Raw genomic sequence first — 16,687 nt, 5'->3', positions numbered from 1 at the left:
GGTTGGTAAGTTGCTTGAACTAACTTTTTTGCTGTGAGTCACACCTAGGGTTGTGAGTTGTTTAGGGGGTAAATGTTAGTTTACTAGAGTTGGTTATAGCGAATTTGATGAAATTAGGTTGTTGTTTAAAGTAATTGATGGAAGTGAATGAGTAATCTCTGGTCGAACAGCAATGTAGGATAACCGATTTTGTTAGCGCTAAAGCTCTTGACTAAAAACACGCGGTTCATTCTTTGTATATGTAACGATAATAACGGCTTGGGAAGGGGGTTATCGTTAATTATCTGGGGGAGTGTGGAGTTATTTAGTGTAACTCAAACAGCACCAGACTTTATGTTACATTCTACGATCTTATACCGCTTGGGATTGTATAATCGAGTCACGATATGTTCGCTCAGTGTGTGAGTATTGGCCTTAAGTAGTGAAACCGCAGTCTGGCAAGTCTATAAATATATTTAGGTTAAATGTATGACTGATTTAGATAACCGCCTCGAGAATATCGAGAAGCAATTACAATTGATATCTAGAAAACAGGTAACGGTATTCGATGATTCGCTGTTATCTCAATACGATGGGGTAACTCTAGGCGAGCTCTGGGGCGCGATCTGGGGGGGGAAATTCCTAATTATTGCCATTACAGCTTTTTTTTCGATATCTGCATTATTTTATGCTTTATCGTTACCGAATATGTATAAGTCAACCTTGGTATTAGCGCCGGCGCAAGCAGAGGGTAAGGGGGGGATGGGTGCGCTTGCAGCGCAATATGGAGGGTTGGCGGCAATGGCTGGTATTAATTTGGGGGGCGGCGACAGCGCCCGTATCAAGCAGGCGATCGAGTTGATAAAAAGCTGGCCGTTTTTAGAGAGCTTTATAAGTAAATATAACCTGAAGTCGCAAATTATGGCGGTCCAGGGTTGGGATAGAAAAACAGCGAAACTAATTTACGATTATGATACTTATAACCCAGTAACAAATGCGTGGATGCTTGGGGAGGGGGCGGGTGAGCCGTCTAGCTGGAGCACCTACAGAGTATTAAGTAGCATGTTATCTGTGTCAAACGATGCTACTACGGGGATGCTAAACCTATCAGTTGAGCACTACTCGCCTGAGGTTGCATATAAATGGGTTAATTTGTTATTGCTAGAAATCAATAGCTTTTATCAGCAACAAGACATTAGGGACGCGCAAAAAAATATTGATTATCTAAATGCTAAGATCGCCGAAACGAATATAAGTGAAATGAAGTCTGTTTTTTATAGCATGATTGAAAGTCAGACTAAAACGTTGATGCTGGCAGAGGTGAGCGATCAATATTTAGTGAAATCAGTTGTGCCTGCCAAAGTGGCAGAACAAAGGTCTAAGCCAAATAGGGTATTGATCTGTGTGCTTGGTGTTATGTTTGGTGGTTTGGTTGGTTTTATATTAGTGCTGCTTCTTTATTTTTCGAAAAATCATATAAGAGTAGAAAATAAACGACAAAGGCTGGGTTGAATATGAAAATTATGGTTACTGGCGGTGCTGGGTTTATTGGTTCGGCTGTTATTAGGTATATCATTAACCAAACCAAACACTCTGTTGTGAATGTAGATAAGTTAACCTATGCGGGCAATTTACAGTCATTGGTTGGTGTTTCGTCAAGCTCTAGATACACGTTTGAGCAAGTTGATATTTGTGATGCTGTAGCATTAAAGCGAATTTTTAAATTACACGAGCCAAACATCGTTATGCATTTGGCTGCTGAAAGCCATGTGGACCGTTCTATTGATGGCCCAAGTGTATTCATGCAAACCAACATTATTGGTACATATACATTACTTGAGCAGGCTAGAGCATATTGGTTAACACTTAGAGGTGAAAATAAAACACAATTTAGATTTCACCATATATCTACTGATGAAGTGTTTGGTGACCTACCTCACCCAGATTTCGTTAGACAAAGCGGGGAGTTGCCGTTGTTCACTGAAGAAACAGGGTACAACCCCAGTTCGCCGTACTCTGCCAGTAAAGCAAGTTCAGATCATCTAGTTAAAGCTTGGGCCAAAACCTATGGGTTACCGACCGTTATCACTAACTGTTCCAATAATTATGGTCCTTATCACTTTCCTGAAAAGCTAATACCTTTAGTGATATTAAATGCTGTAGCGGGTAAACCGTTACCTGTTTATGGAGAAGGTAACCAAATACGAGACTGGTTATACGTAGAAGATCATGCGGAGGCCTTAATTTTAGTGGCGACAGAAGGTAAAGTAAGTGAAACTTACAATATCGGTGGTCATAACGAAAAGAAAAATATAGAAGTAGTACATGCTATTTGTAAAATATTGGATGAAGTAAAACCACAAGCAACTAAGTATGCAGATCAAATTACATTTGTTGCTGACAGGCCTGGTCATGACATGCGTTACGCAATTGATGCCACTAAGATACAAAAAGAATTAGGTTGGCAACCCAAAGAAACTTTTGAGACCGGCCTACGAAAAACAGTACTTTGGTACCTGCAAAACGAAGCTTGGTGGGGAAATATTTTATCAGGTGAATATAGGTTAGAGCGACTAGGTTTTAACTGTTAACAGGGGGTGGAATGAGAGGAATTATTTTAGCAGGCGGCTCTGGAACTCGGCTTTATCCGATAACCAAGGGTGTATCCAAGCAGCTGTTACCTGTTTACGACAAGCCTATGATCTATTATCCAATTTCAGTGTTAATGCTTGCTGGAATTCGTGACATATTAGTGATTACCACCCCGGAAGATCAATCTTCGTTTAAGCGTGTATTGGGAGATGGTTCTGGTTTTGGTATAAGCCTTAAGTATGCAGTTCAACCTACACCAGATGGTTTAGCGCAAGCATTTATTATAGGTGAAGACTTTATTGGTGGCGAGGCTGTGTGCTTGGCGCTAGGTGATAATATTTTTTGGGGGCATGGCTTTACGCCAATTTTAAAGCGTGCTGCCACAAGGCCTAAAGGTGCGACGATATTTGGATATCAGGTGAAAGATCCCGAGAGATTTGGGGTGGTTGAGTTTGATTGTAATAGAAAAGTTGTATCAATAGAAGAAAAACCATCGTCGCCTAAGTCAAATTTTGCGGTTACTGGTTTGTACTTTTACGACAACACTGTTGTCGACATAGCGAAAAATGTTGAGCCTTCTGAGCGTGGTGAATTGGAGATAACAGCAGTAAATCAGGCTTATCTTAAGCAAGGTGATTTAAATGTTGAATTGTTAGGGCGTGGATTCGCTTGGTTGGATACGGGTACTCATGATAGTTTGTTAGAAGCGGCATTATTTGTCGATACAATAGAAAAAAGGCAAGGTTATAAAATTGCTTGTTTGGAAGAGGTCGCTTTAAATAACGGTTGGCTATCTGCTCAGGAGCTTGCTGTTATTTCTAATGGTATGTCAAAAACTTCATATAGAAGATATTTGAGGGATCTGTTGAAAAAATGAATATCGTTTTATTGGTAGCAGCTACGAGAGGGAAGCTTTGTTTGGATAAGGTAGGGGAGCACCTAACTAATGGAGACAAGCTTACAGTTTTTACTTTTAAAGAGGAGCCCTGGGAGCCCGCATTTAGCTCTGAAATTGAAATGACTACTTTAAAGTTGGGTGGGGATTTCTACTTAACTAAAAAAGTTCATGATAGTGAGTTTGAGTTTTTGTGGCAACGTACTGTCGATCTTATATTGGTTGTTGGTTGGCGTTACCTTATTCCGAAAGTAGTCTATGAGTCCGCCCGAATTGGTTGTTTTGTATTTCATGATTCCTATTTACCAGAGTACAGAGGGTTTGGACCAAGTGTTTGGGCTTTAAGAAATGGAGAAAAGTACACTGGAGCTAGTTTATTCAAGATTAGTGATAAGATGGACGAGGGACCAATAGTTACTAAAAAGAAAGTTTGGATTAGTAATGATGATTATATTGGCGATGTGGTCGATAAGGTTACGAATGCTTATTTGGGTATCTTAGATGAGTATATTCCTAGGTTTCGTGATGAAAATTATACCTTGTTGGAGCAGGATCACTCAAGTGCAACGTATACATGTAAATCAGTTCCTTGTGATTTCAAAATAGACTGGAATCAGCCAGCGGTTCATATTAGAGACTTGATTCGATCCTATGCATTTCCATATCCGGGTGCTTTTTGTTACTTGGATGGCGAAAAAGTTGTAATTCTTAGGGCTGATGTAGATGATTCAAAAAAGTATGTGGGATTGCAGCCTGGTCGGGTGGTCAAAGTTGAACCTGGGCTCGGTAGTTATGTTGCGGCAGCTGATACGTTACTTTTGGTTAGGGATGTAAAGTTGGGTCATGGAGATGTTGTAAATGCGTCAAGTATATTTAGCCGAATAAGTATGACTTTGAGGTGATGATGAAAACGATAAAATTTAATGAGCCTTTTTTAGCGGGCAACGAGTTGAAATACTTAAAAGATGTTTTTCGACAAGATCATTTTTATGGGAATGGTAAGTATACAAGATTGTGCGCCGAATTTATTCGAAAAAAGCTAAGTGTAGAAAATGTTTTGATTACCGATAGTTGTACATCTGCACTTGAGATTGCGGCGCTGTTAATGAGAGAAACAGGTCAGGAGCAAGAAATTATTTTACCATCTTATACTTTTTCTTCCACTGCTTCTGCATTTGCGAGGGCTGGGTTTAAGTTGGTTTTTGCAGAAATAGATCCGAAAACAATGATGATGGATGTTCGAGATGTAAGAGAAAAGTTTACTCAAAATACAGCAGCAGTAGTTGTAGTGCATTATGGTGGTTATTGTGCAGAAGTTAATGAGTTTAGAGCGCTTTGTGATGCAAATGAAGTCTACCTCGTCGAAGATGCTGCGCAGGCATTTAATTGCTTTTTAAACAATAAGGCGCTCGGCACAATAGGTGATTTTGGTTGCTTTTCGTTCCATGAGACAAAAAATGTTCACGCAGGCTTATCTGGTGCATTAATTATAAAAGACAATAGTTTTGTTAATAGAGCTACATATATATGGGAGCGTGGAACAAATAGGCAGGATGTTTTGAAGGGGCTTGCAAACAAATATTCTTGGGTTGAAATAGGTGGTAGCTTTTATCCTACGGAATTACAAACTGCTTTTTTGTACGCTCAACTGGAAGCGCTCGAAAGAAATATAGAAGAAAGGAAAGTGATTTATGATGAATATAAAATAGGTTTGGCTCCTTTAAAGTTAGCCGGTGTGGTGTATTACCCAGAATTTCATGTTGATTATAAATCTAATTATCATGCATTTTTTGTGGTTTTTAATAGTGAAAGTAAAGCAGATCAGGTTCGAGAGTTCTTAAGGGCAAGAAATGTTCATGCCTATATTGGGTATATTCCACTGCATTCTTCACCAGTGGGGTTGAAAATGGGGTATGAAATTAACTCCTTGCCAATAACAGAGAAATATTCAAAGCGAGTGCTCCGCTTACCATTGCATAATAAGTTGACGCTTACTCAAGTTGCAGGAATAGTTGACTTAATAAAAGGATGTATTTAGATGGCGGCTGAATATTTATCTAAACTTAACGACTATAAGAATTACTTGAGACAGCATGGGTTTGACGTGGCGCACTTGAGGGTCGAGACCCAGTTCGAGTCTCTTCGTGACTGGTCTGTTATCGGTGATTTGGGTGAGGTTATTAAATGGTTTTCAGAGCAACAAAAAAATTGTCGAATGGAGGTCGAAGACATTCCGCTTAGCGAATGTTCAAATTGGTCTATAGATGTCGATACTGGCTGGATTCGTCATAAGTCAGGTGAATTCTTTGTTGTTCAAGGAGTCAGAGTTGCGTTTAGTGCTGGTAGGGAGGTCTCTGAAGGCTGGGATCAGCCAATCGTAACTCAGGTTGGTTACAATGGTGGAATACTGGGTTTGCTAAGAAAAAGAATTAAGGGCGTACCTCACTATTTGGTTGAGGCTAAGGCCGAGCCCGGCAATCCTGATAAAGTGCAAATAAGTCCAACTCTACAGGCTACCTTCAGTAATTTAAAGCAGGCTCATGGCGGAAGAAAACCTATGTACTCAGAATACTTTGAATCTCCAGAGCTCAACGGTGGTGCTGTTTTATTTTCTCAATGGATGTCAGAAGATGGTGGTCGACTGCATTTAAAAAGAAATTGGGGAATGTTAGTGGAGGTGCCTGAAGAAACGAATATTGAGTTTACTAGTAATTTTTATTGGGCAAGTCTTTTTCAACTAAAAGAGTTGATAAAGCAGAACTCTTGGGTCAATCCTCATGTGCGAGGGATTGTTTCACATTTGTGAATAGCGTAATTATGAAGAAGTTAGGCATTGCGTGTTGGACAATAGGTCAGCATGCTCAGAAAAATATAATACCAGCAATTAAGCGTTGCGACAGCGTTGAGCTAATTGGGGCTTATACGCGAAATGAAGCAATACTTGGAGCCGTATGCTCCCAAACAGGGTGTAAAAGATATGCTGACGAGCAGGAGTTGTTATCAGATTCTGCGGTGGGATTGGTGTATTTGAGTAGTCCAACAGGAGTCCACTACGAACAAATAAAAAAATGTATCACTGCTAAAAAATCTGTTTTGGTTGAAAAAACAGCTCTAACTTCGGCTGATCAAGTTGATGAGCTCCTTGAAATGGCTCGTGCCAATGAGGTCCTGGTCATGGAGGCATTCATGTACCGCTTTCATAGCCAATTCAAGGCATTACAGGAGCTGTTAGATTTTAATCGGTATGGCGAGATTGTGCGCATAGAGTGTGAGTTTGGATTTCCTCATTTACCCAAAAACGATATAAGATACTCAAAAGTGTTGGAGGGGGGGGCGCTTTATGATGCGGGTGCTTACACATTATCTGCCGCGCGAATTTTATTGGGGTGTAATCCTAAGGTGGAATGGGCTCACGTTTTATTTTCGAAAGAATTTGAGGTTGATGTTGGTGGGCATGCGATTCTTTCGAATGATATAAATCAAATTGCTATATGTAACTGGAGGTTTGGAGCTAGCTATATAAATCAAATTAGAATTTGGTTGGAGCGAGGGCATCTACTAGTGGAGCGCGCCTTTTCAAAACCGGATTCCTTTGATTCTCAAATAACGATTAAGAATAATGGTGCCTTAATAGAGAAAATAAACTGTGGGCCTGATAATCATTTTGTAGAGATGTTTAATTATGCATCTGAATTGATTTCTTTAAGTGAATTTGAAATTGAGTACCGGCACATGGCTGATCAAGTAGATTTGTTAGGCTCAGTGCTAAATTTTAAAGAGGGAAGATAGCTCGGCACTTATTTATGTTGGTGGTGAGGGATAAGTCAATATTTGTGCTTGGCAGTAGGGATGTTTGGTTGTTGCATACCTTAATATTTTTCGAAGGTAGAGGTTAGGCTTTTCGTGTCCTGTTGTGAGCGCTATGCATAGGTTGGCTCGGTGTTGTCCTACTTACTCATAGTTAGCTGATATAACAATCTAATAAATCGCTTTGTTTATCAAAACATATTGCGCGCAAGCTCTATTTTAAGCTAAATAGTAATGCGTGCGTTCGGTATGGCTCGCAATTTTACAGTGCTTGTCGTCGTGATCCAGCTTTGCTGTGGTTGATCGTTTAGTCACTAATATGGTAGGTAGAATTAGCAGCTGGGATTGAAATTGTCGGTTTTTAGGGTGTGGTTATTGTAAGCGATTTATCTGGTAGGGGATTGGCTCAGGGTTTTATGAATTATGGCTAAAGACAAAAAAAACGTAGTGCATATTTGCTCCTTCGATAAGTTTATAAAAGGGTTTGTTGAGTTCAATGAGTTAAATTGTAATTCTTTCGACCATGAATATTTTATTATTGGTTATCATGAGAAGTACTTGCTGCCAGAGTTTGGTGACTTTAAAGTTATGCCGAGAGCCTACACTGAGAAAATAGGCTATCTTTGTCGTCTATTTCGAAGAATGATGTTTGCTGATAAGGTAATCGTGCACGGGCTCTTTGATAATAAGTTGATATTATTTTTAGTTGCTAACTATACGTGTCTTTCTAAGGTCTACTGGGTAATGTGGGGGGCAGACCTATACGTTAAAGAAGAAAAATGCTTTAAAGAAAAAATAGTATCAAAGTTGCGGCGGGTAATATGTTCAAGATTGGGTGGTGTGGTTACTTACATTAGGGGTGATTATCAATATGCGCAGCAAAGATGGGGCGTTGTCGGCAGGTACTGTGATTGTATTATGTATCCAAGCAACATATATGTAGAGCCGGAAGAGGAACGAGTACAATCTAATTCAGATGAAAATGGCTCAAGTATAAATATTTTAGTAGGGCATTCGGCAGATCCGTCAAATAATCATAAATGTATATTTGATATGCTCGCGGATAGTGGCGTTGATAATATGCGTATCTATGCGCCCTTGTCATACGGAAACGAAATGTACCGCGATGACGTTGTTCAATATGGGAAAGAATTGTTTGGAGATGATTTCCGACCATTGACGAAATTTCTTCCCTTAAAAGATTACTTAGCATTACTTGCTGATATCGATATAGCAATTTTTGATCATAAGCGACAGCAGGCTATGGGGAATACTATTAACTTGATTGGCTTGGGCAAAACTGTGTATATGCGAACAAATGTAACGCAGTGGCAGTTATTTAATGAGTTGGGTGTTGCTGTTTTGGATCTTGAGCGTTTTGAGGGGCAATTGTTGACGCAAGAGCAGCGGCGGAAAAATAATCAGATAATTAAAAAATACTTTTCAGTAGAAAACTATAAGAATCAGCTAAATAAACTATATGCTACATAGTTCTGCTAAAGAAAATAAGGTTAAATCGAATTGTGAATATTAGAAAGATTCTCGGTTTCTCTCTTGGGCCTTTAGGTAGTGCTGCGTTAGGGTTTATAACTTTGCCGCTTAGTGCTTGGTATTTTTCACCAGATGATATAGGTCGTATGGCTATGTTACAAACTTGCGCTGGTTTGTTTGTAATGGTTAGCTGTTTAGGGTTGGATCAAGCTTTTGTTCGTGAGTATCATGCAGCTGACAGCGAAGCAAGACTTTTTAAAACGGTGTTTTTTTTGCCAATTATAGTGGCTGTCGTTTTTTTAGTGCTAGGTCTGCTCTTTCCGCGGTTATATAGTGATTTTTTGTTCGATACAAATTCTAAAACTGCTGGTCGTTTTGTGGCTTTGTTTTGTTTTTTTATGTTGGTAAATCGATTTTTGTCCCTTATTTTACGAATGCAAGAGAAAGGCTTTGAGTTTTCTTTTAGTTTAATCCTGCCGAAGCTCATTTTTATTTTGGCGATAGGTGTGTGTGCGGGGCTTAAATTAAACGCAGGTTATGAGTTTTTAGTTCAAGCGCATTTCATTTCAGCATTTTTGGTTGCGCTATACTTCATTTTTCAAACGCGCCGTGTTTGGTTTGTAGGCCTTACATGTCGCGTAGATCAAACAGAGTGGGTCAGTGTTGTTAGGTTTGGTTTTCCTTTGTTGTTTGGTGGGGTTGCATTTTGGGGGTTGACTGCAATGGATAAAGTGCTATTAAGAAGCTTGTCAACTTATAATGAGCTCGGTATTTACTCGGTATCTGTTAGTTTCGCTGGGGCTGCAATGGTTGTGCAATCTGTATTTTCAACGCTCTGGGCGCCAACTATATATAAATGGGTAGAAAGTGGGGAAAACATGAATAAAGTTAAGCCGGTTGCAGATATCATGTTGTTTGTTATCGTTGTATTATTTTGTCTGGTTGGAATATGCGCGCCACTTGTTGATTATATATTACCTGTTGAATATACAGAGGTTAAATTCCTGTTAGTTGCTTGTATGGCTTTCCCGTTATTTTATACTTTATCTGAAATTACATCGATTGGCATTGGGATTACTAAAAAATCACATTTTTCATTGATTGCTACCATGGTTGCTTTGGCTATTAATCTGATAGTAGGCTATTGTCTCATTCCTTCGTATGGAGCAGTTGGTGCTGCGGCGTCAACATGTTTGTCTTTTGGATGCTTTGTAATGCTGAAGTCTGTACTTTCTAATCTGGTGTGGATGGACGTACTAGGCTCTAAACTTTATTGGATCACGATTTTAATCTTGGCTTTGTTGCTTACAAATCTTGTAATGAAGGATTTATGGTTTCAAACAGCCAGTTGGGGCGGGGTTCTGGTAATGTTACTAATACTGTATGTGAAGCGTTTGTCTTCGTTATTATTTCGTTGATTCTCGGATTGGGTTTAGTTTGGAGCGCTTATGGTAAATACAAAGCATTACAATTCTACTAGTGTCATAATCCCGGCCAGTACAAGTGTTGAATATTTGACAGAATCAGTAGGCTCGCTGGTAGGTAATGCAGAGTTTATTCTAGAGGTTTTAATTGTATTTAGTAATTTTCCAGAAAGTGAAGCAATAATTGCTTGCGATTCGTTGTCCGTTTTTCAAAGCTCTTTGGATATAAAATATATATACGATGATGCTCTGGAAAGTAATGGGGCAACAGCCAGAAATGCAGGTATTTTAAAGGCTCTAGGTGACTATGTTGCTTTCTTAGATGATGATGATTATTGGATGGCGGATAAGTTGAAGTGTTATTTTGACTTCTTGTCTAACGTTCAGTATGAAGAGTATTTACTCTTTTCACCAGTCATAAAATGTAGACGTGGTGAGAAGGGGGGTGTGATAGGCTCAAACTATAGGGGGCAAGATATATCTAATTATCTGTTTTTAGATAAAGGCGTTGTACAAACAAGCTCGTGGTTAATGCCAATAGTGGTCGCTAGAAACGTAATGTTCAACCCCAGGTTGGTGAGGCATCAGGATTACGATTTTTGCTTGCGAGCTCAAAAATTAGGCGTCTCATTTTGTATGTTTCCGGTCGCAAAATCCTATTGGGTGGAAAACGAAAGTAAAAACTTTATATCAAAGGGTGCGAAATTTGAGTTTTGTAAGAAATGGGTGATTGAATACCAAGAGTTAATTACAGAGGAAGCTTTGATCGGGTATTTTGCTAAAGATTTTTTTTACGTTGCATACAAAGAGCGTCGAGTTGCAGGTTTTTGGGTGTTTTGTGTGCAGCAGTTAGGTTTGGCTAAAGCGATCAAATTGATTCGATTGTTATGGGGGTATTATGCCAATTAAGAATATAGCAAAAGCAATACTAAAGCTTTTTGGTTATATTATATCGTCTTACTATGTGGCGAAGTTTAAAACGTCTTTGTTTCACTATAAGGATATTGCTATTTCCGTTTCCACATTTAATGGCCTTTTAGGGGTTTATGTGCGTAGGTATTTTTACAGTTCTACTTTAAAAAAATGTGGCGATGGTTTGACTGTTTTCTTTGGGGCTTATATTTGTTATGAGGATGTGGCAATAGGAAACGATTGTACTATTGAAGAGTATAGTCTCTTATCAAGATGTGAGCTTGGTAATGATGTGGTGATTGCGGCCGGAGTATCTGTGATGAGTGGGGCGCATCATCATAATATTCGGGATTTGGATACGCTATTCAGAAAGTCTCAGGGCTTGTTGAAGACCGTCCGAATTGGAGATAATACATGGATTGGTACAAAATCTGTAATAATGAATGATATAGCTGCAAACTCTATCGTTGGTGCTGGTGCTGTTGTAACTCGTCCCGTGAATGAGTTTGACATAGTGGCTGGTGTGCCTGCGAAAGTAATAGGCAGTCGTAAGGCATAGCTTGGGCGAACTTATAAAGTGAAATATTTACATTTATCCTTATCTGCTGACAAGGGAGGAGCGGCAATATCTGCTATGCGACTTCATGAAAGCATGCTAGATAATCGAATGGATTCTGTGTTTTTAAGTTTGAAGGCTGGTCCAGATTCGGATAAGGTTTTGCCGAGGATTATTTTTTGTATTCAAAAGCTATATTTCTTGTTTTTTAGGTTGTTTCAGTGCGCGGATAAAAAGGATAGCATTCGATCGTTTAATGTCCTCCCTACCGGCGTCTCTCGTGTTTTGAATAAATATAATTATGATGTGTTGGTAGTACACTGGGTCGGGGCTGAACTCGTTTCGTTGGGTGAGTTAAGCTCGTTGAAAAAGCGAGTGTACGTTGTTGCTCATGATTTATGGTGGGTTGGAGGGTGTTCACATATTTCTGAAAAGTTTCAAGCAAAGAATAGAGGAGTGATGTATTGCTTTGAGCGCTATTCGGCGAAAATAAAAAGAGAGTTATTGATGTCGAAAAATGTAACTGTGATTGCGCCTAGTGATTGGATGAGGCAAAAATTGTTAGATTGCTACTATTCGGATTCTGCTCAATTTGAATCTCCCGAAGCGTGCAGATTATTTCCTACAATACCAAATATAATTCCATATTCAATTTTGGATTGCCCATCTACTCTTGGAAGAGTAAGTTGTGGAAGGACTGTGATAATTTTAGGTGCAGCTGATGTTAACTCATGGCACAAGGGGGGGGATCTTATTTTAGCATTTTTAACAATGATGAATAGAGTTGACTGCTATGTTAAAATATTTGGTGCGCTTGATAAATTTATAAATGACAAAGCGCTGTTGTTTGAGAATGTGGAGGTATTGGGTGAGCTAAGCAATAAGAGTCTCATATCCTGCTTAAGTGAAGCGGATATTTATGTCTCTCTTTCGAGGGTTGATAATTTGCCAAATGTGGTTTTGGAGGCTCTTGCAGTTGGTTGTTATATTGTCGGATTTAAGGTTGGCGGTATGCCCAATATTATTACTAATAATAAGCTTGGCTTGCTTTCCAATACTATTGATGTCGGAAATTTAGTTTGGCTAATAGATAGGGTTGGGGCGGGGGTGCTGCAATCGCGTGCGTATCGTCGACAGCATGTTAGAAAAACATATTCGCCAGAAGCTGTTTTGCAACAAATTGAATTGTTGTCATGATTCGTTTTTTTGACAGGTTAAGTCTGGTGGTTTTTTGTCTGTGTTCGCCTCCGGGTACATTGCTTTTTATGTTTTTCAGTCATTCTAGAGCATTTGTGGTTAGCAAGATTCTTGCGGCAATTTTGTGTTTGTACTGGTTGTTCAGAATCGGCTGTCGCAGAATTGATGTAAAGGAACTACGGTTTTATAGTGTTATAGCGGTGATAGCTGTGTGCTATTTTTTTATGGCCATTATTCACGGTGAATATTCTAGTGGTTTGATTGGCGGGTTTCGAATTTTAGTATTGATGCTTTTTGCAGTTTTTTGTTTTACATGTATTGGTAGGTGTGAGTTAGTTGATTTCTATATTCGCTTTGCTTTGATCGCTTCTGTGTTTGTAATGATTGGCTTCGTATTTTCTCAATTTGATTATGATGGCATATCACAATATCTCAACCCTGATGAGCGACTAGCGTACAACTACATTTTTTCAACTTCAAATGCTTTATATCAATTTGGTGGAATAAGCTTCCCCCGTATGGCATTTTATTTTGACGAGCCAGGGACTTTTGCGTTAATCGTTTGTACAGCCTATATACTTCTGGAAATGAATAGGGGGGGAGTATACCAAAAGCTTACTCTTATAGTGTCGGGGTTTCTTACTATGTCAATGGCTTTTTTTTTGATTTTTGGGGTGCTGCAGCTATCGAAAGTCAACGTTAAAAATTTAAAGTCTACGTTAGTTTTTTGGGGGTTGTTCTTATTTCTGGCAATCGCAATCGTTTATTCGCCTGTTGGTCAGGTGGTTGATAGTTTGGTTTTTGGGCGGCTGGAGTCAATATTTAACGGAGGTGCAGGTAACACTAGGGCAGCAGTTACTAAGAATGCGATAGAATACTTTTTTGGAAGTCCTCTGCTTGGGGTGGGTTTTAATTCGGCTGGAAAATATGAATTTTTTGGAGCTAATATTTTTTATTTTTTAGCAATTGGTGGTGTGTTTTTTATTCCATTATACATCCCCTTATTTTATTTGTCTGTTCGATACTTGCGTGCCAAGTGTGTATTTTATTTGGCTCCAATATTACTTCTTTTTTTTCAGAGGCCTGATTATTTACTGCCTTACGGCTTTTTTAGTTTTTTAGTTTTAATGGTTTTCCCATCATCGTTTAAAGCGAAAAGTTTGATATGAGTGGAATGCTGGTTTCAATTGTAATGCCTTGCTATAACTCGGAAAAATTTATTGCTGAAAGTATAATGAGCGTATTGGCGCAGACCTATGAGTGTTTTGAGTTGATTATCATAGATAATATGTCGTCTGATAGTAGTGTATCAATTATTGAAACTTTAGCGAAGATAGACTTTCGAATTAAACTGCTGAAATGCAAAAAAAAGGGAGCTGCTGAGGCCAGGAATTATGGGATTAAAAATAGCCGAGGGCGATTTTTGGCATTTTTAGATTCAGATGACTTGTGGGATAAAGACAAGCTTAGTAAGCACGTCTCCTACATGATGGGGAGTGGGTCTAGGCTTACCTGCTCCTCTTACCGTCTAATATCCGAAGATGGGGTTTGTTTGGATGAATTTAATGTACCTGAATCCAAATTGTCTAGGGAAGATTTATTGCGAACATGCAGTGTGGGCTGTTTAACGGTAGTTGTTGATTTTGGCGGTGTGGATAGCTTTATGCGACCGCTGATGCCTATTATAGCAAAGGAAGACTATGCATACTGGTTTGTACTTCTAGATTACTTTGGTGAGAGGTTTAGCGTCATCCCTCATGTTTTAGCAAGTTATAGAGTCCATAAGAATGGAGTTTCTAGTAAAAAGTATATTGAGATTGCAAGGCAGTGGAATGTTTACAGGGGATTCTTGGGTTTGCGTTTTGCGCGCTCCCTTAAATATATTCTTTGTTATATAGTGAATGGCATTAAGAAAACCTATTTATGAATAAAATTCTTTCAATAGTGACGGTTAACTATAATTCAGGGAGAAATTATAAAAAAACTGTTGAGTCGTTGTTGCCATTTCTAGCGTTTGAAGAAGTGGAATTTATTGTGATTGATGGTGGTTCACATGATGCTAGTTTTGGGGATATTAAAGATACTTCTAAAAAAATCGATCACTTGGTGGTGGAAAGAGATGGTGGAATTTACGATGCTATGAATAAAGGTATTAAAATTTCCACGGGTAGGTGGTTGTGGTTTGTGAATTGTGGGGACATTGTAAGCTGTAATTCAGAGCAATTACTCCAGTTTTTGAGCTTGGAGGTTGAGGGTAATCTGATTTATTCTGATGTATGTACAGCCGGTGGCGAAATTAAAATGAAATTTAGTCTTGGTTTTTTTATGCGGAGCGCATTGAATCACCAAAACATGATTTATAGGAGGGAGTTGCTTGCTGATGGCTTTAATTTAAAGTACAGGATTTGCTCGGACTACCAGCATACTCTTAGCCACTACAACGAAATTGTACCACTCAAGTATCGAGAGTGTTTGTGTACTTATAGCTTGGATGGAGTATCCAGTGAGGTCTCTAAAGCTCGAAGAGTGCAAGTGTGGCGAGAAAGGTGTGAGGCTCAAATGACTTTACCGAAAAATTATATGGTGAAATACGTGATGGTCAGTTTTAGTTTGATTGTTTATTTGATCAAATGTATAGCGCCGGAATTAGGTTCCTTAACTGCAAAAAAATTAAAAGATAGGGGAGTATGATGGCTAGGAAAATAGCACTGATTACCGGGGTAACAGGTCAGGACGGATCTTATTTGTCTGAGCTGCTATTAGAAAAAGGCTATGAGGTGCATGGTATCAAGCGTCGGGCATCCTTGTTTAATACTGCGCGTGTAGATCATATATATCAAGATAAGCATGAAGAAAATGCCAACTTTTTTTTGCATTATGGAGATTTAACTGATTCGTCAAATTTAACTCGCATTTTAAAAGAAGTGCAACCAGATGAGGTGTACAACTTGGGGGCGCAGTCACATGTTGCTGTTTCGTTTGAGTGTCCAGAGTACACAGCGGATGTTGATGCAATAGGTGCTTTACGTATTCTAGAGGCTATTCGGTTTTTAGGTTTGGAGAAGAAGACGCGGTTTTATCAAGCTTCAACGTCCGAACTTTTTGGTGAGGTTAAGGAAATCCCGCAGAATGAGTCCACGCCTTTTCATCCGCGCTCTCCTTATGCAGTGGCTAAAATGTATGCTTATTGGATTACTGTTAACTATCGTGAGTCATATGGTATGTTTGCCTGCAATGGTATTTTATTTAATCATGAGTCGCCGCGTCGTGGTGAAACTTTTGTTACTCGTAAAATCACCCGTGGTATTGCTAATGTGGCTCAGGGAGTAGAGAAATGTTTATACTTGGGCAATATGGATGCTCTTCGTGATTGGGGGCATGCGAAAGATTATGTTCGAATGCAGTGGATGATGTTGCAGCAAGCAGAGCCAGAAGATTTTGTTATTGCTACAGGTAAGCAAATTTCGGTTCGCGAGTTTGTTAAGTTGTCTGCAATAAATGCGGGTTTCGAACTCGAGTTTAGTGGAGAGCACATTAATGAAGTGGCCACTGTAGTTTCTATTGTAGACCCTAATAAGGCTCCTGCTTTGAAAGTCGGGGATCAAATTGTCAAAGTTGACCCTAAATATTTTCGGCCAGCAGAGGTTGAAACTTTATTGGGAGACCCAGCAAAAGCCAAAGCGAAATTAGGTTGGGTGCCCGAAATATCAGTGGAAGAAATGTGTGCGGAAATGGTCGCTAGTGACCTAGGTCTGGCAAAGCAACATGCTTTGCTTTTAGCTCATGGCCATGATGTGAATGTTTCTGTAGAGTGAAGTTGTTTTTTCTATTCTG

16 protein-coding genes are annotated in these 16,687 nt (G+C 39.2%); all 16 read left to right on the top strand.

Features of this window, described 5'->3' with window-relative positions:
• The first annotated feature begins 468 nt into the window (after positions 1 to 468).
• The 16 genes from SDE_RS11180 to gmd all read left to right on the top strand — a co-directional run bounded on the left by SDE_RS11180 (position 469) and on the right by gmd (position 16,668).
• On the top strand, positions 469 to 1,491 hold the full coding sequence (locus SDE_RS11180; RefSeq protein WP_011468610.1) for a Wzz/FepE/Etk N-terminal domain-containing protein: 1,023 nt from the start codon (positions 469 to 471) through the stop codon (positions 1,489 to 1,491).
• Between the two features lie 2 nt (positions 1,492 to 1,493).
• A complete protein-coding gene (gene rfbB, locus SDE_RS11175; protein ID WP_011468609.1) occupies positions 1,494 to 2,570 on the top strand; it encodes a dTDP-glucose 4,6-dehydratase in 1,077 nt (358 codons plus the stop codon).
• A gap of 11 nt (positions 2,571 to 2,581) precedes the next feature.
• Entirely contained in the window at positions 2,582 to 3,448 is an 867-nt protein-coding gene (rfbA, locus tag SDE_RS11170; RefSeq protein WP_011468608.1) for a glucose-1-phosphate thymidylyltransferase RfbA, read from the top strand.
• Entirely contained in the window at positions 3,445 to 4,368 is a 924-nt protein-coding gene (locus SDE_RS11165) for a methionyl-tRNA formyltransferase (RefSeq protein ID WP_011468607.1), read from the top strand. The genes rfbA and SDE_RS11165 overlap by 4 nt, the downstream gene beginning before the upstream one ends.
• A 2-nt stretch (positions 4,369 to 4,370) precedes the next feature.
• Positions 4,371 to 5,504, top strand: coding sequence for a dTDP-4-amino-4,6-dideoxygalactose transaminase (gene rffA / locus SDE_RS11160; protein ID WP_143710982.1), 1,134 nt, complete (start codon positions 4,371 to 4,373; stop codon positions 5,502 to 5,504).
• Positions 5,505 to 6,272 (top strand): NDP-hexose 2,3-dehydratase family protein, encoded by a 768-nt coding sequence (locus tag SDE_RS11155; RefSeq protein ID WP_011468605.1) that lies wholly within the window; start codon positions 5,505 to 5,507, stop codon positions 6,270 to 6,272. It abuts the gene before it with no gap.
• Positions 6,269 to 7,255 (top strand): Gfo/Idh/MocA family protein, encoded by a 987-nt coding sequence (locus SDE_RS11150; RefSeq protein ID WP_143710883.1) that lies wholly within the window; start codon positions 6,269 to 6,271, stop codon positions 7,253 to 7,255. The genes SDE_RS11155 and SDE_RS11150 overlap by 4 nt, the downstream gene beginning before the upstream one ends.
• A gap of 441 nt (positions 7,256 to 7,696) precedes the next feature.
• Positions 7,697 to 8,764 carry a TDP-N-acetylfucosamine:lipid II N-acetylfucosaminyltransferase gene (locus tag SDE_RS21320; protein ID WP_011468603.1) on the top strand — a complete coding sequence of 356 codons (1,068 nt, stop codon included), beginning with the start codon at positions 7,697 to 7,699 and terminating at the stop codon, positions 8,762 to 8,764.
• 32 nt (positions 8,765 to 8,796) lie between these two features.
• On the top strand, positions 8,797 to 10,182 hold the full coding sequence (locus tag SDE_RS11140) for a lipopolysaccharide biosynthesis protein (protein ID WP_011468602.1): 1,386 nt from the start codon (positions 8,797 to 8,799) through the stop codon (positions 10,180 to 10,182).
• Between the two features lie 30 nt (positions 10,183 to 10,212).
• Positions 10,213 to 11,097 carry a glycosyltransferase family 2 protein gene (locus SDE_RS11135; protein ID WP_011468601.1) on the top strand — a complete coding sequence of 295 codons (885 nt, stop codon included), beginning with the start codon at positions 10,213 to 10,215 and terminating at the stop codon, positions 11,095 to 11,097.
• Positions 11,087 to 11,659: an acyltransferase gene (locus tag SDE_RS11130; protein ID WP_143710882.1), complete on the top strand. Its 573-nt coding sequence runs from the start codon at positions 11,087 to 11,089 to the stop codon at positions 11,657 to 11,659. The genes SDE_RS11135 and SDE_RS11130 overlap by 11 nt, the downstream gene beginning before the upstream one ends.
• Before the next feature lie 18 nt (positions 11,660 to 11,677).
• On the top strand, positions 11,678 to 12,853 hold the full coding sequence (locus SDE_RS11125; RefSeq protein ID WP_011468599.1) for a glycosyltransferase: 1,176 nt from the start codon (positions 11,678 to 11,680) through the stop codon (positions 12,851 to 12,853).
• Positions 12,854 to 13,077: 224 nt separating this feature from the next.
• Positions 13,078 to 14,022 carry a hypothetical protein gene (locus SDE_RS11120; protein WP_143710881.1) on the top strand — a complete coding sequence of 315 codons (945 nt, stop codon included), beginning with the start codon at positions 13,078 to 13,080 and terminating at the stop codon, positions 14,020 to 14,022.
• Positions 14,019 to 14,780 carry a glycosyltransferase family 2 protein gene (locus SDE_RS11115; RefSeq protein WP_011468597.1) on the top strand — a complete coding sequence of 254 codons (762 nt, stop codon included), beginning with the start codon at positions 14,019 to 14,021 and terminating at the stop codon, positions 14,778 to 14,780. Before SDE_RS11120 ends, SDE_RS11115 begins: the two co-directional genes overlap by 4 nt.
• A complete protein-coding gene (locus SDE_RS11110; protein ID WP_011468596.1) occupies positions 14,777 to 15,544 on the top strand; it encodes a glycosyltransferase in 768 nt (255 codons plus the stop codon). The genes SDE_RS11115 and SDE_RS11110 overlap by 4 nt, the downstream gene beginning before the upstream one ends.
• Complete coding sequence (gene gmd, locus SDE_RS11105; protein ID WP_011468595.1) at positions 15,544 to 16,668, top strand: GDP-mannose 4,6-dehydratase; 1,125 nt, start codon at positions 15,544 to 15,546, stop codon at positions 16,666 to 16,668. The genes SDE_RS11110 and gmd overlap by 1 nt, the downstream gene beginning before the upstream one ends.
• Positions 16,669 to 16,687 lie beyond the last annotated feature (19 nt).

It is taken from the genome of Saccharophagus degradans 2-40 (assembly GCF_000013665.1).
Taxonomy (GTDB): Bacteria; Pseudomonadota; Gammaproteobacteria; order Pseudomonadales; family Cellvibrionaceae; genus Saccharophagus; species Saccharophagus degradans.
This window is presented reverse-complemented; position numbering and strand designations above follow the sequence as displayed.